The sequence below is a fragment of the Hamadaea sp. NPDC051192 genome (assembly GCF_040682475.1).
Lineage (GTDB): Bacteria > Actinomycetota > Actinomycetes > Mycobacteriales > Micromonosporaceae > Hamadaea > Hamadaea flava.
This window is the reverse complement of record NZ_JBFBAZ010000136.1, coordinates 1-20,839: the sequence shown is the minus strand read 5'-3', so window position 1 is coordinate 20,839 and position 20,839 is coordinate 1. Positions and strand designations below refer to the sequence as shown.

General features: G+C 71.7%; 14 protein-coding genes. 5 read left to right on the top strand and 9 right to left on the bottom strand.

From position 1 onward, the window contains the following. Positions 1-585, bottom strand: a 585-nt coding sequence (locus tag AB0M47_RS35005) for an alcohol dehydrogenase catalytic domain-containing protein (RefSeq protein ID WP_363421786.1), incomplete at its 3' end; no start/stop codon positions are given. A 186-nt stretch (positions 586-771) separates the two neighbouring features. After that, on the bottom strand, positions 772-1,935 hold the full coding sequence (locus AB0M47_RS35000) for an acyl-CoA dehydrogenase family protein (RefSeq protein ID WP_363421784.1): 1,164 nt from the start codon (positions 1,933-1,935) through the stop codon (positions 772-774). Positions 1,936-2,010: 75 nt separating this feature from the next. Between AB0M47_RS35000 and AB0M47_RS34995 the strand changes: the two genes are divergently transcribed. Next, a complete protein-coding gene (locus AB0M47_RS34995; RefSeq protein WP_253752026.1) occupies positions 2,011-2,940 on the top strand; it encodes a 5'-3' exonuclease in 930 nt (309 codons plus the stop codon). A gap of 83 nt (positions 2,941-3,023) precedes the next feature. Here AB0M47_RS34995 and AB0M47_RS34990 read toward each other — a convergent pair whose 3' ends face one another. From AB0M47_RS34990 to AB0M47_RS34970, 5 genes are all read right to left on the bottom strand, one after another. After that, positions 3,024-5,822: a hypothetical protein gene (locus AB0M47_RS34990; protein ID WP_363421782.1), complete on the bottom strand. Its 2,799-nt coding sequence runs from the start codon at positions 5,820-5,822 to the stop codon at positions 3,024-3,026. Further along, positions 5,819-9,151, bottom strand: coding sequence for a hypothetical protein (locus tag AB0M47_RS34985; protein ID WP_363421780.1), 3,333 nt, complete (start codon positions 9,149-9,151; stop codon positions 5,819-5,821). Before AB0M47_RS34985 ends, AB0M47_RS34990 begins: the two co-directional genes overlap by 4 nt. Before the next feature lie 270 nt (positions 9,152-9,421). Continuing rightward, positions 9,422-12,424: a S8 family peptidase gene (locus AB0M47_RS34980; protein ID WP_363421778.1), complete on the bottom strand. Its 3,003-nt coding sequence runs from the start codon at positions 12,422-12,424 to the stop codon at positions 9,422-9,424. A gap of 203 nt (positions 12,425-12,627) precedes the next feature. After that, positions 12,628-14,034: a hypothetical protein gene (locus tag AB0M47_RS34975; RefSeq protein WP_363421776.1), complete on the bottom strand. Its 1,407-nt coding sequence runs from the start codon at positions 14,032-14,034 to the stop codon at positions 12,628-12,630. After that, the gene (locus AB0M47_RS34970; protein WP_363421774.1) at positions 14,031-14,897 is read right to left on the bottom strand and encodes an ABC transporter ATP-binding protein; all 867 of its coding nucleotides are present in this window, start codon (positions 14,895-14,897) and stop codon (positions 14,031-14,033) included. Before AB0M47_RS34970 ends, AB0M47_RS34975 begins: the two co-directional genes overlap by 4 nt. 110 nt (positions 14,898-15,007) lie before the next feature. On the opposite strand from AB0M47_RS34970, the gene AB0M47_RS34965 reads away from it, so the two are divergent. Both AB0M47_RS34965 and AB0M47_RS34960 read left to right on the top strand, forming a co-directional pair. After that, complete coding sequence (locus AB0M47_RS34965; protein WP_363421772.1) at positions 15,008-16,249, top strand: histidine kinase; 1,242 nt, start codon at positions 15,008-15,010, stop codon at positions 16,247-16,249. Next, positions 16,240-16,926, top strand: coding sequence for a response regulator transcription factor (locus AB0M47_RS34960; protein WP_363421770.1), 687 nt, complete (start codon positions 16,240-16,242; stop codon positions 16,924-16,926). Before AB0M47_RS34965 ends, AB0M47_RS34960 begins: the two co-directional genes overlap by 10 nt. Positions 16,927-17,108: 182 nt before the next feature. Here the strand turns inward: AB0M47_RS34960 and AB0M47_RS34955 are convergent, their stop codons facing one another. Then, positions 17,109-17,771 (bottom strand): response regulator transcription factor, encoded by a 663-nt coding sequence (locus AB0M47_RS34955; protein WP_363421768.1) that lies wholly within the window; start codon positions 17,769-17,771, stop codon positions 17,109-17,111. Beyond that, positions 17,768-19,183 carry a histidine kinase gene (locus tag AB0M47_RS34950; protein ID WP_363421766.1) on the bottom strand — a complete coding sequence of 472 codons (1,416 nt, stop codon included), beginning with the start codon at positions 19,181-19,183 and terminating at the stop codon, positions 17,768-17,770. Before AB0M47_RS34950 ends, AB0M47_RS34955 begins: the two co-directional genes overlap by 4 nt. 143 nt (positions 19,184-19,326) lie before the next feature. On the opposite strand from AB0M47_RS34950, the gene AB0M47_RS34945 reads away from it, so the two are divergent. Then, complete coding sequence (locus tag AB0M47_RS34945) at positions 19,327-20,256, top strand: carboxymuconolactone decarboxylase family protein (protein ID WP_363421764.1); 930 nt, start codon at positions 19,327-19,329, stop codon at positions 20,254-20,256. 11 nt (positions 20,257-20,267) lie between these two features. Then, the gene (locus AB0M47_RS34940; RefSeq protein ID WP_363421761.1) at positions 20,268-20,684 is read left to right on the top strand and encodes a DUF6220 domain-containing protein; all 417 of its coding nucleotides are present in this window, start codon (positions 20,268-20,270) and stop codon (positions 20,682-20,684) included. Positions 20,685-20,839 lie beyond the last annotated feature (155 nt).

Genomic DNA, 20,839 nt, shown 5'->3' with positions numbered 1-20,839 from the left:
GATGCGCTCGGCCCCGAGCCGCCGCGCGGCCAGCACCCCGCAGAGCCCGACCGCCCCGTCCCCGACGACCGCCACCGTGCTGCCCGGCGCGACCCGGGCGCTGAGCGCGGCGTGGTGCCCCGTCGACATGACGTCCGACAGCGCCAGCACCTTGACCAGGTCGTCGTCGGGCAATCCGGCCGGCAGCGGCACGAGCGTGCCGTCGGCGAACGGTACGCGTACCGCCTCGCCCTGGCCGCCGTCCGCGCCGACCTGGCCCCAGAACCCGCCGTGTACGCAGCTGGTCTGCAAACCGGCCTGGCAGAACTCGCACGTCCCGTCGGACCACACGAACGGGGCCACGACCGCCTGGCCGACCTTCAGCGTCCGCACGCCCGTGCCCGCCGCCTCGACGACGCCGAGGAACTCGTGCCCGATCCGCTGGCCCGGCTGGCGGTTCGCCACCCCCTGGTACGCCCACAGGTCGCTGCCGCAGATGCAGGCGTGGGTGACCCGGACGATCGCGTCGGTCGCCTCGACCAGGTCAGGATCGGGCACCTCCTCGATCCGGATGTCCTTCGGAGCATGAATGACCGCTGCGCGCATACCCCCGATCCTAGGCGCGGCGGCTGCCGTTGATCATGGGGTTTCCCACCCCGACACACCGTCGAGACCACGGTTAACTCCATGATCAACGCGGCGAGGGCGGGGTGGGGCGAGCGGGGTGGGGCGAGCGGGGTGGGGCGAGCGGGGCGAGCGTCAGCGGGGTGGCGGGTGGGGGTGGCGGGTGCGTCAGCGAGACAGGTGGCGGGCGATGACCATGCGCTGGATCTGGTTGGTGCCCTCGACGATCTGCAGCACCTTCGCCTCGCGCATGTACCGCTCGACCGGGTGATCCGCGACGTAACCCGCCCCGCCGAGCACCTGCACGGCGTCCGTGGTCACCTTCATCGCCACGTCGGTCGCGAACAGCTTGGCCTGGGCAGCCTCGATCGAATACGGCTGCCCCGCGTCCTTGAGCCGGGCGGCGTGCAAGGTCAGTGCCCGGGCCGCCGCAAGCTGGGTGGCCGCGTCGGCGACGAGGAAGCCGAGCCCCTGGAAGTCGATGATCCGCTGGCCGAACTGCTTGCGTTCCTTGGCGTACCCGATGGCGTAGTCGAGCGCGCCCTGGGCGAGCCCGACCGCGCAGGCCGCGATGCCGAGCCGGCCACTGTCCAGCGCGCCCATGGCGATCGTGAAACCCTCGCCCTCGCCGCCGATCAGCCGGTCCGCGGGCACCCGCGCCCCGTCGAGCACGACCTGCGCCACCGGCGACGCCTTCAGCCCCATCGTCCGCTCGCGCGGCTGCGGCTCGATGCCCGCGGTCGCGGCGTCCGCGAACAGGCAGGAGATCCCCTTGGCGCCGGGCCCGCCGGTCCGGCAGAAGATGTTGTACGCGTCCGCGACGCCGGCATGGGTGATCCACGCCTTCGTGCCGTTCACGACGTACGCGTCGCCGTCCAGCCGGGCCGCGGTGGTGAGGTTGGCCGCGTCGGATCCGCCGGCCGGCTCGGACAGGCAGTACGCCCCCAGCAGCTCCCCACCGAGCAGGTCCGGCAGCCAGCGCTGCTTCTGCTCCTCGGTCCCGTAGGTGGCCAGCGGGTAGCAGGCCAGGGTGTGCACGCTGACCGCCTCCGCGACGGCCAGCCACCGGCTCGCCAGGATCTCCAGCACCTGGAGGTAGACCTCGTAGGGCTGATCCGCCCCGCCGTAGCCGCTGGAATAGGGCAGGCCGAGGAAGCCGCTGCGGCCGAGGGTCCGGATGATCTCGCGGGGGAACTCGCCCCGCGCCTCGAAGTCGTCGGCACGCGGACGCAGTTCCTTGTCGGCCAGCTCGCGGGCGAGGTCGAGCAGGTCACGGGACAGTTCCGCAGCCGACGGGTCGAGGCTGGGGGGCAGGAGCACAACGCTGGGCATGCGAATAGCTTAACGAACGTTAGGGCCTGGGCGCGTACCCGGCTGGTGTCACCCCCGTGTGGCAGTCTGATGGGCGTGACCGCTCCCCTGCTCGCCGTCGACGCGCCCAGCCTCTACTTCCGCGCGTACTTCGGCGTACCCGAGTCGTCCGCCAAGACGGCGTCCGGCCAGCCGGTCAACGCCGTCCGGGGCTTCCTGGACATGCTGGCCACCCTGGTGCGGACGCGCAAGCCCGATCGCATCGCGTGCGCGCTCGACGCCGACTGGCGGCCGGCCTGGCGCGTCGAGCTGCTGCCCAGCTACAAGGCCCACCGGGTGGTCGCCGAGCCCGCCCCGGGCGTCTCCGTCGAAGAAGTGCCCGACACGCTCGCCCCCCAGGTTCCGATGCTGCTCGAGGTGCTCGAAGCCTTCGGGATCGCGGCCTTCGGCGTACCGGGATATGAGGCCGACGACGTCCTCGGCACGCTCGCCGCGTCCGCCTCGCGGAAGGCCCCGGTTGAGGTGGTCAGCGGCGACCGCGACCTGTTCCAGCTCGTCGACGACGAGCGAGGCGTCCGGTTCCTCTACGTCGGCCGGGGCGTGGCCAAGCTCGAAGACTGCGACTCCGCCGCCGTCGTCGCCAAGTACGGCGTACCGCCGGAGGCGTATGTGGACTTCGCGATCCTGCGCGGCGACCCGAGCGACGGGCTGCCCGGCGTACCGGGTGTCGGCGAGAAGACGGCGATGGCGCTGGTCAACCGCTACGGCAACCTAGCCGGGATCCGAGCCGCCGCACTGGAATCCGTCGGCGAGATGGCCTCCGGCGTACGCCGCAAGATCGCCGACGCCGCGTCCTACTTGGACGTCGCTCCGAAGGTGGTACGCGTAGCCGACGACGCTCCGCTCCCGCCGGTAGACCTGACGCTGCCCCGCGCGCCGAAGGACGCCGACCGGGTGTTGGCGCTCGCCGAGGAGTGGAACCTCGCCGGCTCCTGCCGCCGGCTCGTCGACGCCCTCGCCGCCTGACACTCGCTGTCTGCCCTTAACCTGCAGATCACGGTTACGCATGCTTCCTGGCGCGAGGAGGCATGCACAACCGTGATCTGCACCTAACGGGTGCGGCGGGCGAAGGCGAGCCAGGTGACAGCGAGCAGAGCGAGCGCCCCCACCCCGACGGGAACGAGGACGGGGAGCGCGGGCGGAACCGCGGGCACCCCCAGCCACGTCTCCCCCGAGGTGATCGGCAGCACCGACCGGGCCAGCGCCCACGCCAACCCCGCCCCCAGGAGTCCTAACAGGACTCCGAAGAACACCGCGATCGCGTACGCGAGCCGCGACGACCCGCGCAGGGTCCGTTCCCGGAGTCCGGCCAACCGCAGCGCGCTGAGATCCGGCGAACCCCGGTCGACCCGGGCGACGGCGAGCAGGACCGCTCCCAGCAGCAGCCAGGCGACCACGGTCGCGCCGACGAACAGCCGCAGCACGAGGGCGGCCGGCGACCGGGCTGCGACCGTACGCGCCTCGGCCCGCGAGACGGAGCCGACGACGAGCACGCCCTTGGCCTGCAACGCCGCTGTCAGCGTGTCGGGCGCCGACGCGGTCAGCCAGACCTCCATCGAGTCCAGCGTATGCGCGCCGCCGCTCGCCGCGATCAGCGTGTCGAGGTCGACGAGCAGGCCGGTGTCGCCGATCCGGGGCAGCACCGGAGCCTCGCCGACCTGGGTCAGTTTCAGGGAGCCGCCGCTGAGCGGCAGGTCCATCCGCCGAGCGTCGACGTCGAGGCCGGGCGTGGCGATGGCGGGCAGCGCCTCCGGGACTTCCGGCGGCAGGAGCAGACCCGATCCGGTCAGCTTCCAGTTCCCCGCCTTCTCCAGCGAACCCACCACACGCCAGTCGCTGATGTCGGCGTACGGCGAGAGTTCTTCCAGTGACAGCCGCCAGCCCGCGCCGCTCGCCGCCACGCCGTTGATCGCGTCCAACCGGCAGCCCGCGTCGCACGCGGCCGGGAGCGTAGTGGTCAGCGTACTGCGCCCGGCGTTGGGCGATCCGAGCGTGACCGTCTGCCGTCGGCCGTCCGAAGTGGTCACCTGCGCCAGCAGCAACGCCCGCGGAATCACCACCCCGTCGAGCGGCGTCGCCGTCACGGTCACCGACACCGTCTTCGACAGCAATCCGCGTTCGGTCAGCTTCGGCCCGATCTGCGCCGCGACGGCCGGCGCCCGGTCCCAGTCGAGCTGGGCCGCCCGGCTCAGATCCAGTGCCAGGATCTCCGGATGCCTGGTCTCGCTGGAGATCCGCCCGACCGGCATCGCGAACGCGCCCTCCGGATCGACCGCACGCACCGCCGCGATCACCTGACCCGGGTCAGCGGCGCGCACGGAGAGCACACGATCGGCACCTACCGACAACGCGATCTGCTTCTCGCGTACCACCTGGCTCGTGGCGAGCGACGACGCGACCAGCGCGAGCAATGCCACGGCCAGGCCGCTCACCGCGATCAGCTGGCGTGCGGCCGGCCGTCGCCCGAGCTGCGCGGCGGCCAGGCCCAGAACGAGCCGGCCCGCGCGCAGCAGCCGCGGCGTCGCGGCCCGGACCACCGCGGGCAGGATCCGCGCGACCACCAGCACCATCGCCGCCGCCAGGAGCGCGGGGGCGAAGTTTCCCAAGCCCTCAGTCGTACGCACAAAGGCGAGACTGGTGACGGCGAGCGCGACCAGCGCAACCTCCCCGGCGGGCAGCTGCCGCAGCCGGGCCGCCCAGGCCGGGCCGACCTGCCGCAGCGCGTCGACCGGGCGGGCGATCACGACCGGCAGGACCGCGACCGTGATCGCGAACGCGACGGCGAAGGCAGTGAGGCCGACCGCCAGGGTGAACGGCGACCCGGCGATCGACGCCCCGATGACCAGCCCGGCGAGCGCCACGAACAACGGCGCGCCACCGCCGAGCGCCCACCGCGACGGCACCGGCAGCCCCCGGACGGCCTGTACGCCGAGTTCCCCGCGTTCCCGCTGGACCTGCCGGGACACGAGCAGGAACAGCACCAGGCAGCCGAGCGTCAGGACGGGCAGCACGACGGCCGGAGTGGCGACGCCGACGTAGCGGCGCTGGTCCTGCACCCGATCCAGGAGCATGGGCAGCCCGTCGGACGGCGGCTCGATCAGCTTCGGCTGCAGGATCCCCTCCAGGAACTGCTGCCACGTCATGGTGCTGAGCAGCGACGGTTCCACGAGCACGTCGGCGGTGAGCAGATGGCTGTCGTGCGGCACCGCCTGCATCGCGTCGGCCCGGGTCAGCAACGGGCCCTCCACGCTGCCGTCGAGCCGGGTGGTGAACGGGCTCGGCGAGCCCCAGTAGTCCTCGTTCTGGTCCAGCGGCGTGTAGACGCCGACCACGTCGAACGGGTGCGAACCGTCCGGCGACGGGTACCACATGTTGTACTTGTCGTCGAAGAGCCCCTGCGCGACGTCGAGCACCGAGCCGACCGACACCTGCAACGCCTTCGCCTGATCAGCCGGCACCACGATCTCACCCGGCGCGACCGGGCACCGCCCGGCGGTCATCTTCAGGTGTACGCAGAAGTCCTCCCGGAACATCAGCGTGCTCGCGTCGTTCGGGACGAAGCCCAGGACGTCGAACTGCTGGCCATAGCGGACCGTCAGCCCCGGTGTGTCGCGTACGCGGTTCAGCGTGGTCTCGAAATTCGACGAGTCCTTGGAATCAGCGGCGATCCGGAACTCCCGCTCGGCCAGCGGCGCCTCGGCGATCGTGTCGGCGGCCAGCCGATCCCCCGTACGCCCCGGGAAATCCGCGCCCACGGCGGCGAGCGCGCCGAGGACACCGGTCAGTACGCCCACCGTGACCAGGCCCGCCCAGCGGGCGCGGATCAGCAACGCCAGCAACGGGATCACTTCTCGTCCCCCTCTCGCTCACCGCTTGGGCGCTCACCGCTTGGGCGCTGGCCGCTTGGGCGCTGGCCGCTTGGGCGCTCACCGCTTGGGCGCTCACCGCTTGGGCGCTCACCGCTTGGGCGCTCGCCGCTTCCTTCGCGCTCGCCGCTTGGGCGCTCGCCGCTTGGGCGCTGGATCACGGATATGGGTCGAATCTTGGACGGTTTTTCCATGGATATCCGTGATCCGGTCCCCTCCCCGGCGGGGCCGGGGGCGGGAGCGGCGGGGGCGGGGCCGGCGGTGGCCGGTCGCCCAACCCGACTGGTTCCGCTCGCGGACCGGACGGCGAGGGTGACCCGCCGAGTGGCCCAGCTGACCGCCGCGACGACCACCGCCGCGCTGATCACCCCGGCCAGCACGAGTACCCCGAACGGCACCCCTCCGGGCGGCGCAGCGAGCACCTGCCACCGATCCGTGAATATCTTCGGCGGCGGTACGGGCAGCGCCGCTGCTGCGACCGCGGCGATGAGGCCGGCCGCTGTCGCGGCTGCCGGGGGCCAGCCGTAGAAGGCCAGCCCGGCTCGGCGTACTGCTCGCTCGGGCAGGCCCTGCACCCGCAGCGCGGTCAGGTCCTTGACCGTCGCCGTCCGCCCGGACGCGGCTGCCAGCAGCAACGCGGTCGCCGCGATGACGAGCCCGAGGATCGCGGCGAGCAGCGCGAACCGGCGGATGGCGGCCGGGGCGTCGTCGTCGAGCCGGTCGGCCGCCTGGGCCGGGGTCTCGCTGCGCAGCACCCGGATCTGCCGCTTCGCCAATTCGTCCACGATGGACTCCGGGGCGTCGGCGGTGAGCCACACCTGGAACTGCTCCGCCGCCAGGCGTACGCCGGCCAGCTCGTCCAGCTCGGTCAGGTCGACGAGGACTCCGGACGAGCCGAGCCGGGGCAGCGCCGAGACCTGGCCGGTCACCCGGACCGGGACGGCCGGTGCGCCCAGCATGTCCAGCCACAACTGCTGCGGCCGGTTGCCGTAGCCGGGCGTACCGGCGAGCACCACCGGAATCGGGACCGGCGCCCCGACCGGGTACGCCGACGGCAGGCACGAGCCTCGAAGCGGCAGGCCGCAGGTCGGCGGGGCGATGATGGACAGCCCGTCCGGGCCGGTCGACAGCTCGGCGGCCAGCGCGTCCGGCTGGACCGGCCCCCGCCAGCGCACCCGATCGGTGAGGTCGGCCCGGCTGACCAGGTCCGTCCCGCTCGCCTGGACGGCGTGCAGGGTGACCTGGGTGCCCCAGTCGGGCTTGCCGTAGTGCACGGGCGGGCCGCCGGGCTTGGGCTCGTCCCGCGTGACCATGTCGAACGAGGCGATGCGGCAACCGTCGTCGCAATGCTCCACAGTGGCGGAGTACGTCGCCCGCCCGGGAGTCAGCGGCCCCCACAGCGCGCGTACGGCCACACCGTCTCGCCGGACCAGCGACGCGGCGACATACACGGTGTCGGCCACGTCATCAGATTCGTCGGCGGCATGAGCGCTCAACCCGTCACGGCCGAGCTTGTGCAGTTTCGGGTTCAGCGTGACGTCGAGCGCCAGCGTTCCGCTCGCCACCTTCCAGCCCGGCGCCTGGTCGTCGCGCACGCCCGGCAGCGGTCCGTATTCGGCGCGCCACAACGCCGTCCGGGCCAGCCGAGACGTGTCGACCGCCAGCACGCCGTCGCTGAGCCCGGCCGACAACGTGTACTGCGCCGCCGCCATCGCGTACTGGCCGCCGGGGTCGACTTCGCGGACCGCGTCGCGCAATACGACCCGGCTCGGCGCGGTCACCGTCAGCACCCGCGCCGCCCCCACCTGGAGCGCGGCCCGGTCGGCGATCGCCGGACGAGCGCGCAGATCGTCGGCGAACGCTCCAGCCAGCCCGGCCACCGCCACGACCAGCAAGGTCACCACCCAGCGCAGGGCCGGTCGCCGGCTCGCCGACAACGCCGCGAACGCCGACGGCAGCCGGCCCGCGCGGGCCGCCCAGCCACCGGTCCGCGCGGCCAACGCCAGCAGTAGGCGACTGACCAGCAACCCCGCCGCCAGCGCCAGCACCGCCGGAGCGGCAGCGGGCGCGACCGTGGCGGTCCGCGTCTGCGCGACGCTGATCAGCTGCCACACGCCGACTCCCGCCAGCAGCAGCACGACGATCTCGACCACGTCCAGCGCGCGCCCGGTCCGCGCCCGCGCGGGCACGTCCCGCAGCAACTCGCTCACGGTCGCCCGAGTCGCCTCCGTCTGCGCCACCGCCGCCACGACGATCGCGCTGACCAGCACCGCCGCGCCCGATCCCAGGCTCGCGGCGAGCGCCGTCGACTGTTCGGTTCCGGCCCCGCCCGCCAGGGCATATCCAGCGAGTACGCCCAACGGCGCGCCCAGGATCGCGGCGGCGAGCATGGGCGACACGGTCGGGGCCAGCGACGAGGTCCAGACCCGCCACCAGCGCACACCCCGCAACCGGACGAGCCCGACGTCGGTGCGATGAGCCTGGGCCGCGTGCCGGACGGCGACGAACAACGCGACCCCGCACAGCAGCACCAGCCGGGCCGCCGCGACAGCGATGCCGTTGAGCAGTTCCTGCTGCTCAGCCTCGATCTCCCGGGCGAGACTGTCGGCCGACGTACGCACGACCATGTTGTCGGCGCCCAGCCCCTGCCGGGCCACGTCGAGCCGATGCGCCAGATCCCCGTCGTACGCATCCGAGGCGAGCAGCAGCGAAACGGTCGTGGTGACCTTCGTGACCGCCGTGTCCAGCGTCGGCCGGACGGTGAAGCCCGGTTCCAGATCCTGCGGCCCGGTCTTGAGCACGCCAGACCAGTACGGGTCGAGCGGATCCTGCGGCTGATAGCGGCCGACGACGGTCAACGTCACCGGCAGCTTGGCCTCCTCCGGCGTGTACGCCACCGTGTCCCCGACGGCCAGCCCCAGCCGCTCGGCGGTGACCTGGCCGATCATGATCTCGCCGGATGCGGCCGGGCACGCGCCCTCGATCAGGGAATGCGCGCAAACCCCGTCCCGGGCGAGGACGGAGAACGTCGTCAACTCGCCGACCGTCATCCGGCCGCTCATCGCGTACTCGGTGATCGTGTCGAGGGTCGGCAGGTCGCCGGCCCGCGTACGCAGCGCCTCCCGAAGAGGATCTGCCTCGCTGATCTGCCCGGGCTCCTTCGACCGGATCGATACACTGACATACCGCTCCACTGGAGCGGCGGTGTCGACCGCCCGCCGGGCCAGCGCTTCCCGGGTCGCGAAGGCGTACCAGGGGGTGGCGGCGGCCGCCGCGATGGCGAGCAGGGTGAGCGCCCAGATGGCCGCCACCTGAGCCCGCCGTGAGCGGATTGCGCTCCAAACCAGACCGATCACGTTCTGAAACAGTGCCTAGGGGCGCAAATTCTTTGCGGACCCACGCCGATCGTTACCAATTCGGGATCTTCCTCTCGCGGCCGTGAGTCCTTTATGGAACTTCCGCTCCGGCCGTCGCGGGGCGGGTGTTTGTTGCTGAGACGGGTCGGGCCGCCCGTTCGCACCTCGATGCGGACGGGCGGCCCTCAGTGTGCCGGTAGGCGGCTGTTCTCGTCAGCCCCGAACTCAGCCCACGAGCAGGTAGCTCGACCCGATGGTCGAGGTCCCGTCGCTGTAGCTGAGCTTGCCGAGGTAGCGGACGCCCGCCGTCAGGCCGGTCCAGGAGACCGTCAGCGACGCCGCGCCGCCGACCGTGACCGTCTGGCTCGCAGGCGACACGGTGGCGTTGCCCGCCGAGGTGGTGCCGAGCGTCCAGCCGTTCAGCTTGACGTCCAGCGGGCCGGACGCCGAACCGAACAGCACGACGTAGATGTCGTACGTCCCCGGGTTCAGGATCATCGTCTCGTTGGCGTCGCCGCCGGCGCTGAGCGTCACCTCGTTCGCCGTCCCCGCCGCGTACGCGTACAGGTCGGTGTCGGTGGCACCGGCGTAGTCCGCGTTGAACGTGGAGTAGCGGCCGATGGTGCCCGCCGGGACGGTGACCGTGAGCTTCGCCGTCCGGCTGCTGACCGCCGGGGCGGCGTCGTCGAACGAAGGACCGGCCGGGTCCAGCGCGTGGCTGGTGACGTCGGCCGGAACGAGACCGGCCAGCGTCGCGCTGAGCGTCCCGGCGAAGCCGGACTTCACCGGCACCGCCACGCTGCCGGCCGCCGTCGAACCGGTGATCTCCGGCGACACCGCCAGCGAGACCGGCTTGACCGCGATGGGGCTGCGGACCTTGTGCTTGCCGGTGCCGAACTCCTGCCAGGTCAGCGAGCCGAAGGCCCACTCGCCGATCGCGGCGTTCGTCCGGGTGATGGTGACCGTGTAGCTCTTGGTCTTGCCGGGGCCTACGACGAGCAGCGGCGGGTTCACCTTGACCTTGAACCCGGCCGGTGCCGACACGACCGGCACGTAGACGCCCGCACGCTTGGTCACGTTGGTGACCGACCGCTTGATCGTCTGCGAGCCCGCGAGGTCGCCGACGGCGATGGACGGGTAGTTCAGGTCGCTCGGGTCGACCGTCGGGTAGCTCGCGCAGAACGACGGGTCGGTGATGAGCTGGAACTGACCCAGGGCGCAGCCGTACGCGATCCAGTCGGTCGGCGTCGAGTCGTAGACCAGGCCCGGGTCGAACGCCGGAGCCGGGGTCACGTGGCCCGAACCGAAGTTCAGCGGCGTCGCGTCGCCGAACGCCCACTGGATCGGCTTGCCCTGGTTGTCCTTGGTGCTCGCCGTGGTCATCAGGGCCGACTTGACCGCCATCGGCGACCAGTCGGGGTGCTTGGCGATCAGCAGCGCCGCGATGCCCGCGATGTGCGGCGAGGACATCGAGGTGCCCGAGTAGGTCGCGAAGCTGTTGCCGTAGTTGGCCGCGGTCGGCGCCACCGAGGCGACGACGTCCACGCCTGGCGCGGTGATGTCCGGCTTGAGCAGGTCGCCGTTACCTGCGATGGCCGGTCCGTACGACGAGAATCCGGCCATCTGCGGAGCCCGCACCTTGGTGGTGTCGACCACGCTGATGCTCGCCGTCGCGCCCGCCGTCTGGGCGTATGCCCGGACCGCCGCGCCCGCCGTCGAGTCGAGGTGCACCGTCGGCAGGAAGTGGTCGTCGCCGTTCAGCGACTGCGCCGCCGAGGTGTTGGCCAGGACGACGCCGACGCCGCCCGCGTTCTTCACGGCGAGGCTCTTCTCGACCCGGGCGTTGCCGCCCCGGTCGCAGACCACGATCTTGCCGGCCGTGAGCGCGGGGTCGAGGGTGCCGACGTAGCACAGCTGGGCCTGCGTCGGATCCGCGTCGGCCTTCTTCACCGCCGACGAGTAGACCAGCGGCGACGAGGCGACCGCGGCCGGGATGGTGCCGATGCCCTGGTAGGTCGAGCCGTTGCCCAGCGTGACCGACTTCGAGTTGCCCCGGTCGTGGGTGCTGGCCGCGACGGTGGTGATCCACGGGTCGTTGTGCGCGACGCTGCTCTCGCCGATCGTGTCGCCGTCGTTGCCAGCCGAGGCCGAGACGAAGACGCCCGCCGCGGCGGCGTTGAAGAACGCGATCTCGGCACCGGCCACGATGTACGCCGACGAGCCGGAGATCGAGTAGTTGATGACGTCCACACCGTCCGCGGTGGCCTGCTCGATCGCGGCCACCAGGTCGATCTCCTGGCCGTGGCCGGAGCCGTCGGAGCCCTGCCACAGCGCCTTGTACATCGCGAGGCGGGCGGCCGGGGCCATGCCGCTGATGCTGCCGACCTCGTTGCCGCCGATGGTGGCCGGTACGCCGAAGTCGCCCGCCGCCGTCGACGAGGTGTGCGAGCCGTGGCCGCCGTAGTCACGCGGCGAGTCGAACTCGAAGTCCTCGATCTCCGGGAAGCCGGCACGGTAGTACCGCGCGCCGATCAGCTTGTTGTTGCAGGGCACCGGAGCCTCGACACCCGAGTCGCAGGTGCCGTGCCACTTCGCGGCGATCGCCTTGGCGTCCGGACGGGGCTCGGACAGCGCCGCGAACGACGCGCTCTCCGGCCAGATGCCGGAGTCGATGACGCCCACGATGACGCCCTCGCCGGCCCGCTTGTCGCCGTGGAACTGCTGGTTCCACACGCCGTTCTTCCCGGTGAGGCCGAGGAAGTCCCGCGTCGTGGTGGTGTCGGCGGTGTAGGTCTGGCTCTCCCAGAGCTTCTTGATGCCCGAGGTCTTCGCCAGCTTCTGCGCCTCGACGGCGGTCAGCCGGACCGCGAAGCCGTTGAACGTCACACCGTAGTCATAGGTCTTCGACGCCGGGTTGATGCCTGCGGCGCGCAAAGCCTTGTCGTGCTTGCCGGTCAGATAGTTCCGGTACGCCGTCGCGCCGCTCGAGTGCGCGTCCAGCCGCTTGCCCTGCGTCGTACGGGTGGCGGTGTAGCCCGAGACCTTGCCGTCGTACGTCGCGACGGGGGCGTCGATCGCCTGCACGATGTAGAGCTTGGTCTGCTGCGCCGAGCCGGCGGCGACGGCCTGCGTACTGCTGCCGGCTATCAAGCCACTGGCAACGAGGGCGAGCGCCGCTAGGGCCGCCGTCGCAGGCGCGCGCCGGCCCTTCGGCCGGAGTGCGTTCATGGGGGTTTCCTCTCCAGTAGGCGAACCGTGATCGTGAACGGTCCACATGGTTCCGGAGCGTATGACTCGGAGGTACGACGTCTACTCACCTGATCGACTACACACGGCGGTCCGTTCGGCGGAGGCAACGCATTTGGTGTGGACGATGTCGTTCGCGATTCGATCGGGAGCTGTGGAATGACAGACTTGTCATCGCCTCGGGGTCAGATCACCATGTTCACCACCGCGTACCAGAGGGCCAGGTAGAGCACCTGAAACGGGCGCTGCGACCGGGTCAGCGACCCCAGCGACCAGGCCAGTGAAGGGATCGCCACGACGCAGCCGGCCCAGATCGCCAGGCTGGGCAGCGAACCGGCGAGCAGCCACCGGAGCATCGGGCCGAGCCCCAGGGCCGCAGTGAAGAGCACCCCGGCCGTCCATTCCGCCGCCCCTCGCCGCGCCGGCCCCGGGTACGCCCCCAGCAGTCCGGCCACCGAGGACTCGTGCCGGAATGCCCCGAGCCGAGACCACACCAGCACCGGCCACACCCAGACGACGGGCAGCAACGCCGGTGCCGCCAGGCCGCAGAGCGCCAGTCCAGCCGCGACCAGCCACCACCATCCGGACGCGTGCCGGGCCAGCACACGCGCCTCCCCGCTGACGAGGCCGGCGAACCGGGATCCTCGAACCACCTCGGTAACGGGCCGGTGGCCGAATGCGGCACCGGCCGTCGGCTCGACCGCGCTGGTCGCACCTCGTTTCCTGGCGGGTGGGCGTGTGTCGAACCGGTGGAACCACAGTGCGGGCACCACTGCCACGCCGACCGACAGGAGCGTCAGCACCATCCGATCGGCGATGAACCCCGTCGTCAGCTGCATCCCGGACCAGGTGAAGGTACGCAGTGGATCGTCGAGGTACATGAAGCCGACGCTGAACTCGGTGACGCGTACGCCCATCGCGGTGAGGTCGGCCCGCATCGACTCGGCGAGCGCCTGCCCGCCCAGTCCGCCGAGCGGGGCCGCCCCGCCCTGCCCGGCGAGCGCTCCCAGCGAGGCGGTGAAGAACCACACCACGGTGCCGAAGCCGCCCCGCAACGGCCGGATCGTCTCGAACACCACGGCCAGCGCGGCGGTGATCGCCAGGACCGGCACGGTCAGCAGCAGAAACGGAGTGAGTAGCCCGATCGGGTCGACGACCCAGGACTCGCCGCGAATCAACTGCAACCCGGCCGCGGAGGCGGCGAGGACACCGGTCATCGAGCCGAGCACCAGGACGTTGCTCAGGAACTTGCCGAGCACGTACGCCCACCTCGTCATCGGCGTCGCGGCCAGCACCTGGCCGACCCCGGTCGCCTCATCGCGGATGACCGAGCCCCGGATGGCGAAGAAGCCGCCGATCATCAGCCACATCGACGCGGCCAGCGCCGTCACGGCACCGACATACGCGCTGGTGTAGACACCCCGATAGGCTCCGGCGTTGACGATGACCCAGTGCGCGTCCCGGGCCGGCAGCGCCAGCCACGCCAACGCGACCGCGCCCAGCAGCACGACCAGGTACGCCGGTCGCCGCGACCGCTCCCGGAAGTCCGCCCTGGCCAACGCGACGATCGCCCGCAGACCCCGCGCGCTCACCGGCCCGCCGCCACGAGCCCGAGGTACGCGTCCTCCAGCTCCGGCGCGACCGGCTGAGCGTCGGCGACCGGCGGCTCGAACGCGAACACCCGGGCACGCATCGCGTCCCCGGTCCGCAGTACGCGACTGACCGCGTGCCTGCTTTGCAGATGCGCGACGTGTTCCGGGCGGACGGTGACCTCCCAGACGCGGCCCTTGGCCGCCTGAAGCAGCGCGTCGAGGGTGCCCCGGTAACGCAGGCGCCCGCCGGAGACGACCGCCACCTCGCTCGCGATCGCCTCGATGTCGCTGACGATGTGCGTCGACAGCAGCACGAGCCGGTCGGTCGCCAGATCGCTGAGCAGGTTGCGGAACCGCATCCGTTCCTCGGGGTCGAGGCCGGCGGTCGGCTCGTCGACGATGAGCACCTGCGGATCGGCCAGCAGGGTCTGGGCGATCCCGACGCGGCGCAGCATGCCGCCGGAGTAGCCGCCCAGCGGCCGCTTGGCCGCCTCGGTCAGGTTGACCAGCTCGAGCAGTTCGTCGATCCGGGCCCGGGCCGAACGCGCCGACAAGCCCTTCACGGCCGCCAGGTACGCCAGGAACTCCCGCGCGGTGAGGTGGGTGTAGACCCCGAAGTCCTGCGGCAGGTATCCGAGCGCCCGGCGCAGCTGTTCGGGTTTCGCCGTCGCGTCCGCCCCGTGAAAGAGGACGCGCCCGCTGGTCGGGCGGGTGACCGTGGCCGCGATGCGCATCAGGGTGGACTTGCCCGCGCCGTTCGGGCCGAGCAGTCCGACCAGCCCGGGGCCGAACCGCAGGGTGAGGCGGTCCACGGCCCGCTTGCCGCCCGGATACACCTTGGTGATCTCGTCGAGTTCCAGCACGTGCTCCAGCCGACCATTCCGGCCCGGCCGCGTGCACTACGTCCAAGGGGCGTCTGGAAGGTATGGCTAGGCCTACTGTGCCTGGTCTTCTGGCGCGCTAGGTTGATCAGGTGCCTCGGCTCGGCGGCCGGCGTGGGCTGCGATGGTGGCCTCGTGCGCTGGCCTATCTCGTCTCGTCGCCGCCGGTGATGTTCACCGTCGCGGTGCCGATGGGCGTACTCGCGCTGCCGTGGCTTCTGTTGACCAGCGAGGTGGGCCGGGCCTCCTTCGCCCGGATCGTCCTGCTGGGGCTGGCCGGTCTGCTGCTCGTCGCCGGGCTCGGCCCGCCGCTCGCCCGCGTGATCGCCGCGTTCGAACGATGGCGGCTCCGGCTGGCCGATCCCCGGCCGCTCCCGTCCCCGCGATCCGGCCCGGCCCGGCTGCCGTGGCTCGATCCGGTGGCGTGGCGCGAGTTCGCGTACGCGATTTTCCTGGTCACCGTCCTGCCCGCGCTCTACCTGCTGACCTCGATGTCGGTGCTGCTCGCGCTGCTGTGGATCGTCGCGCCGCTGCTGGCCGACGAGCAGCCGGTGTCGCTCGGCTTCAGCGAGGTCGGCAGCGCCGCCGATGCCGTCCCCTACACGGTCGCCGGAGTGATCCTGCTGCCGGTGACGGCGTACCTGTTCCTGATCCTGGCCGACGGCCACGTCGCGCTGGCCCAGGCGCTGCTCGGTGGCGATCCTCGCGATCAGCTCGTCGAGATCGCCCGGTCCCGGTCCCGGCTGGCCGACGCGTTCGAGGCCGAACGCCGCCGGATCGAACGCGACCTGCACGACGGCGCCCAGCAGCGCCTGATCGGCCTGACCCTGCAGCTGGGCCTGGCCCGGCACGACCTACCCGCCGACTCAGCGGCCGGGCGCGCCGTCGCCGCCGCACACGAGCAGGCCAAACAGCTCATGGTGGAGCTGCGGGACCTCATCCAGGGCATCCGGCCGCAGATCCTCACCGACCGGGGTCTGCCCGCCGCGCTCCGCGAACTCGCCGACCGCTCCCCCATCGGCGTACGCGTCTCCGCCGCCGTGCCGGACCGGCTCCCGGCACAGGTGGAGACGACGGCGTACTTCGTCGCCGCCGAAGCGCTCGCCAACGTCGCCAAGCACTCCAGCGCTACCCGGGCCAGCGTCGAGGCGACCGTCCGCAATGGACTTCTCACGATCGTCGTCACCGATGACGGTTCGGGCGGAGCCGACCCCGCCGGCGGCAGCGGCCTGACCGGGCTCGCCGACCGCGTGGGGGCGATCGACGGCACCACACTGCTGTCCAGCCCACCCGGTGGCCCGACTGTGCTGAAGGCGGAGATCCCGTGCGCCTGACCGACTCCGGGCCTTCCGAGCCGGGCCGCGTCCGGGTGGCCCTCGCCGAGGACGGCGTACTGCTGCGCGAAGGACTGGCCGGTCTGCTCACCCGCTTCGGCTTCACCGTCGTCGCAGCGGTCGGCGACGCCCCGTCACTGCTCTCCGCGTACGCCGCCGAGCAGCCGGACCTCGTGGTCACCGACATCCGCATGCCGCCTGGCTACACCGATGAAGGGCTGCGCGCCGCGTTGGAGCTGCGCCGCCGGAACCCCGCCCCGGCCGTCGCCGTCCTCAGCCAATACGTCCAGCACTCCTTCGCCGCCGAACTGCTCGATTCCGGCAGCGGCCGGGGCGTCGGTTACCTACTGAAGGACCGCATCGTCGACGTCGAAGAATTCGCCGCGACCTTGCACCAGATCGCGTCCGGCGGCACCGTCGTCGACCCCCAAGTCGTCCGGCAGTTGCTCCAACGGCATCGCGACCCGCTGTCGCGGCTGTCGCCCCGCGAAAGCGAAGTCCTCGCCCTGCTGGCCGAAGGTCATTCGAACGCGGCGATCGCCCGGCGGCTGGTGGTGACCGAGGCGGCCGTCGGCAAACACGTCGGCAACATCTTCGCCAAGCTCGACCTGCCGCCGGCCGACGACACCAACCGCCGGGTGCTGGCCGTGCTGACCTACCTCAACGCCGACGCCTAGCTCACGGCGCCGACCTGAACCGCACCGCACCGCACCGCGCCGCGAGGTACCAGGCCCATCACGCGAGCGCAGCGCACATGCGCCGCCCGCTCCGCCATCCCACCAGATCACGGATCTAAGTCGAATCACCGCCCAAGATTCGACCCATATCCCTGATCCACCGCTAATGCCCAGCGATAACCTCAGCGGCGGCGAGGAGTGATCAACCCCGACTCGTACGCCCACACGACGAGCTGCGCCCGATCGCGGCAGTGCAGCTTCATCATCGCCCGGTTGACGTGGGTCTTCGCGGTCAACGGGCTGATCACCATCCGTTCGGCGATCTCGTCGTTGCTGAGTCCCCGGGCGACGAGTTCGACGATCTCCTGCTCGCGGGCGGTCAGCACCTCGCGTCCGGCGGCTGGGTCGGCGCCCGGTGGTCCTGCGACGAATTCGCTGATCAGCGCACGCGTGATCGCCGGGGCGAGCAGTGCGTCACCTCGGGACACGACCGCGATCGCCTGCAGGAGTTCGGCCGGATCGGAGTCCTTGAGGAGGAACCCGCTCGCCCCGGCACGCAGGGCGGCGAAGACGTACGAGTCCAGCCCGTAGTTCGTCAGGATCAGCACGCGTACGCCGCTCAGCCGGGGATCGGCGGCGATGCGCCGGGTCGCCTCGATGCCGTCGAGGCCTGGCATCTGGACGTCCATCAGGACGACGTCCGGGTGGAGCCGGGTGGCTTCGGCGACCGCTGCCGCACCGTCGGCGGCTTCCCCGACGACTTCCAGTTCATCTTCGGCGTCGAGCAGCGCCCGGAATCCGGCCCGCATCAGCGCCTGATCATCCGCCAGCAGAACTTTGATCATGGAGTTTCCTGGTCCGACACACCGTCGACACCACAGTTAACTCCATGATCAACGGGGGCAGCGGGTCGGGCGACGGGGACAGCGGGTCGGGCGACGGGGACAGCGGGTCGGGCGACGGGGACAGCGGATCGGGCGACGGGGGCAGCGGGTCGGGCGACGGGGGCAGCGGGTCGGGCGACGGGGACGGCGGCGGGGGCGAGGGCGGAGGCGGAGGGGACGGGGGCGGGGAGGGGGAGGTGGGCGCGGACGGCGAACCCGCCTCCGTCGAGCGGCCCGGCGGCGAGCGTCCCGCCCAGCCCGGTGACCCGTTCACGCATCCCACGAAGCCCGACTCCCGGCGTGACGGAAACGCCCGACGTGACGGAGGCCCCCAGCGTGACGGAGGCCCCCGGTGTGAGGGCGGAGACGGCGGAGAGGGCGGAGACAGCAGAGACGGGGGAAACGGGGAGCGTGCCGTCGTCGGTCACCGAGACGACGACCTCGGCGGCGGCGTACGCGACGGTGACCGAGGCGGTGGCGGTCCCGGCGTGTTTGGCGACGTTGGTCAGCCCTTCCTGGACCACCCGGTACGCCGCCTGGTCGACCTCGGCGGGCAGCGATCGGGGTTCGCCGCAGATCTCCACCGTCACCGGTACGCCGAGCGACCGGGTGCGTTCCAGCAGTTCGGGCAGCCGGTCGAGGCCGGCGCTGTCCATGTCGGACGTACGCAGCGCGCCCAGCGTGGCCCGCAGTTCCCGCATCGCGTCGGCGCTGGCCTCCTGGATGGCGAGCAATGCCGGTGGCGGTTCCTCGCCGTGTTTGCGGGCGAGGTGCACCGCGATCCCGGCCTGCACCTTGATCACGGAGATGCTGTGGGTCAGCGAGTCGTGCAGGTCCCGGGCGATGCGGAGGCGCTCTTCGCCCGCCCGGCGCAGGGCCATCTCTTCGCGCGTGCGTTCGGCTTCGAGCGCCCGTTGCTCGACCTGGGCCAGGTACGCCTGCCGCTGCCGCGCGATGAGCCCGGCGATGTTGGCCGCGACGAACCAGCCCAGCAGCAACGAAGTACGCTCCCCCACCTGCTGCGGGAGTCCGCCGCTGGACGTCGAGATGTCGTACGCGAGGAAGCCGGTCAGGAAGACGACGCTGGCGAGGGCGGCCGAGACGCGGTAGCCCAGCCATCCGGCGACGTACACGGTGCCGAGGACGGCGAACGAGGCCGAGACTCCGGCGTGGACGCGTACGTGGAAGGCGAGCATCGCGACGGTGACCACGGCCATCGCCGGCACCGGGTACTTGCGGCACACGGCCACCGCCGCCGCGGTCGCCAGAGCCAGCGCGACTTCGAGCAGGCCGACCGAACCGGCGTCCGGCGACAGCGTCGCGTTGCCGAGGAGGACGGCCGCGATCACGAGACCACCGATGGCGAAGGGCATATCCGCACTCTAGAACGGTCGCCGCCGCGAATCGTCCTGCGTTTGCCGTAGATCACGTGTACTGCGATCGCGGTATCGGCGGCCCGTCAAGTGCCTGCGGCAGCACGACGTTTTCGCCGGGCGCCGAGACCAGCATCGAGATCATGACTTACCGCTTCGTGACACCCGCGCCTGTGAGGCAGGCGAGCGGCTTGACCGCCGAGGTCTACCGCCAGTTGCGGGAGGAGTTCCTGGGCCCGGTGCCGACCTTCCAGGTGCTGTCGGCCGTGCCCGAGCTGATGGCGGCGACCTGGTCGCTGATGCGGGAGGCGCTGCTCGCCGGGGACACCTCCCGGGCCGACCGCGAACTGGTGGCGACCGCGGTTTCGCAGGCGAACCGCTGCCGGTTCTGCGTCGACGCCCACGTGATGCTGCTGCACGCGTTGGGCGAGCACGATCTGGCCGAGGCCGCCGCGCGCGACGAGGCGCCGGCCGCGAAACACGACCTGGTGGCGTGGGCGCAGGCCAGCCGCAATCCGCTGACCGCCGGCTGGACCGACGACGGGCACTCGGCCGAGCTGACCGGCACCGTGTTCGCCTTCCATTTCATCAACCGCATGGTGTCCGCCCTGCTCGATCCCGATCTGCTGCCCGGTGGTCTGCAACGGTCGTCGGTGGTCCGCACTGTCGGCGGCCGCCTCTACGCCAAGGTCGCCCGGGAGGCCAAGGTCCCGCAGACGACGGTCGAGCGGGCGTACGCCGATCTGCGCCGGGTCGCGTCGAACGCCGACGGGCTGCTCAGTGCGACCGCACAGCACCACATCGCCGCCGTCGTCTCCGCCGAGGACGGCATTCATCCGGCGCGGCCCGCGGACTGGGCCGTCGACCTCGTCCGGGATCTGCCCGCGCTCGATCGCGTCGGCGCCCGCATCGCGTTGCTGGCGGCGTTCGCGCCCAGCGCGCTCAGCCAGGGCGACGTCGCCCTCTGGCGACTGTCCCATCCGGCCGACGCCGACCTGGTCCGGCTGGTCGCGTACGGCGCGATCACGGCCACCGAGCACGTCGCGAACACGGCGCACGCCGCCCTCATCTGAAGGAGACCATCATGCGCAAGGCCCTTTTCGTCACCAGCGGCGTACTGCTCGCCGTGTTCGCCCTGCAGTTCGCGTTCGCCGCCGTCGGCGCGTTCACCAAACCCGCCGGTGACAGCGCGTACACGCTGCATCGGATCACCGGTTCGGCGGTCATCCCGCTGCTCATCCTGCTCATGACCCTGTTCGCCGCGCTGGCCAAGGCCCCCGGCAAGCTCATCGGCATGGCGATCCTGCCGCTCGGCCTGGTCATCCTGCAGCCGGTGTTCGCCGGGATCGCCAACGGCATGACCGACGACGGCGGTGCGACCAGCACGGTCGGCCTGATCATCGGGGCGCTCCACGCGATCAACGCGATCATCATGGTCCACATCGTGGTCGGCGTCATGCGCGGAGCCCGCAAGCTCGGCGAAGTCGCGGAGGCGGCGTGAACACCGGCTCCGTCATCGCGATCGACTTCCTGATCGCGGTCGTCGCGTCCGCCGCGTGGCTGGGCAGCGGCGCTACCGCTGCCGCCCGGCGTCGTCCGGTCGCGTTGCTGCTCGCCGCCGCCAAGGCCACCCCGAAGTCGACGGCCACCAAGGCC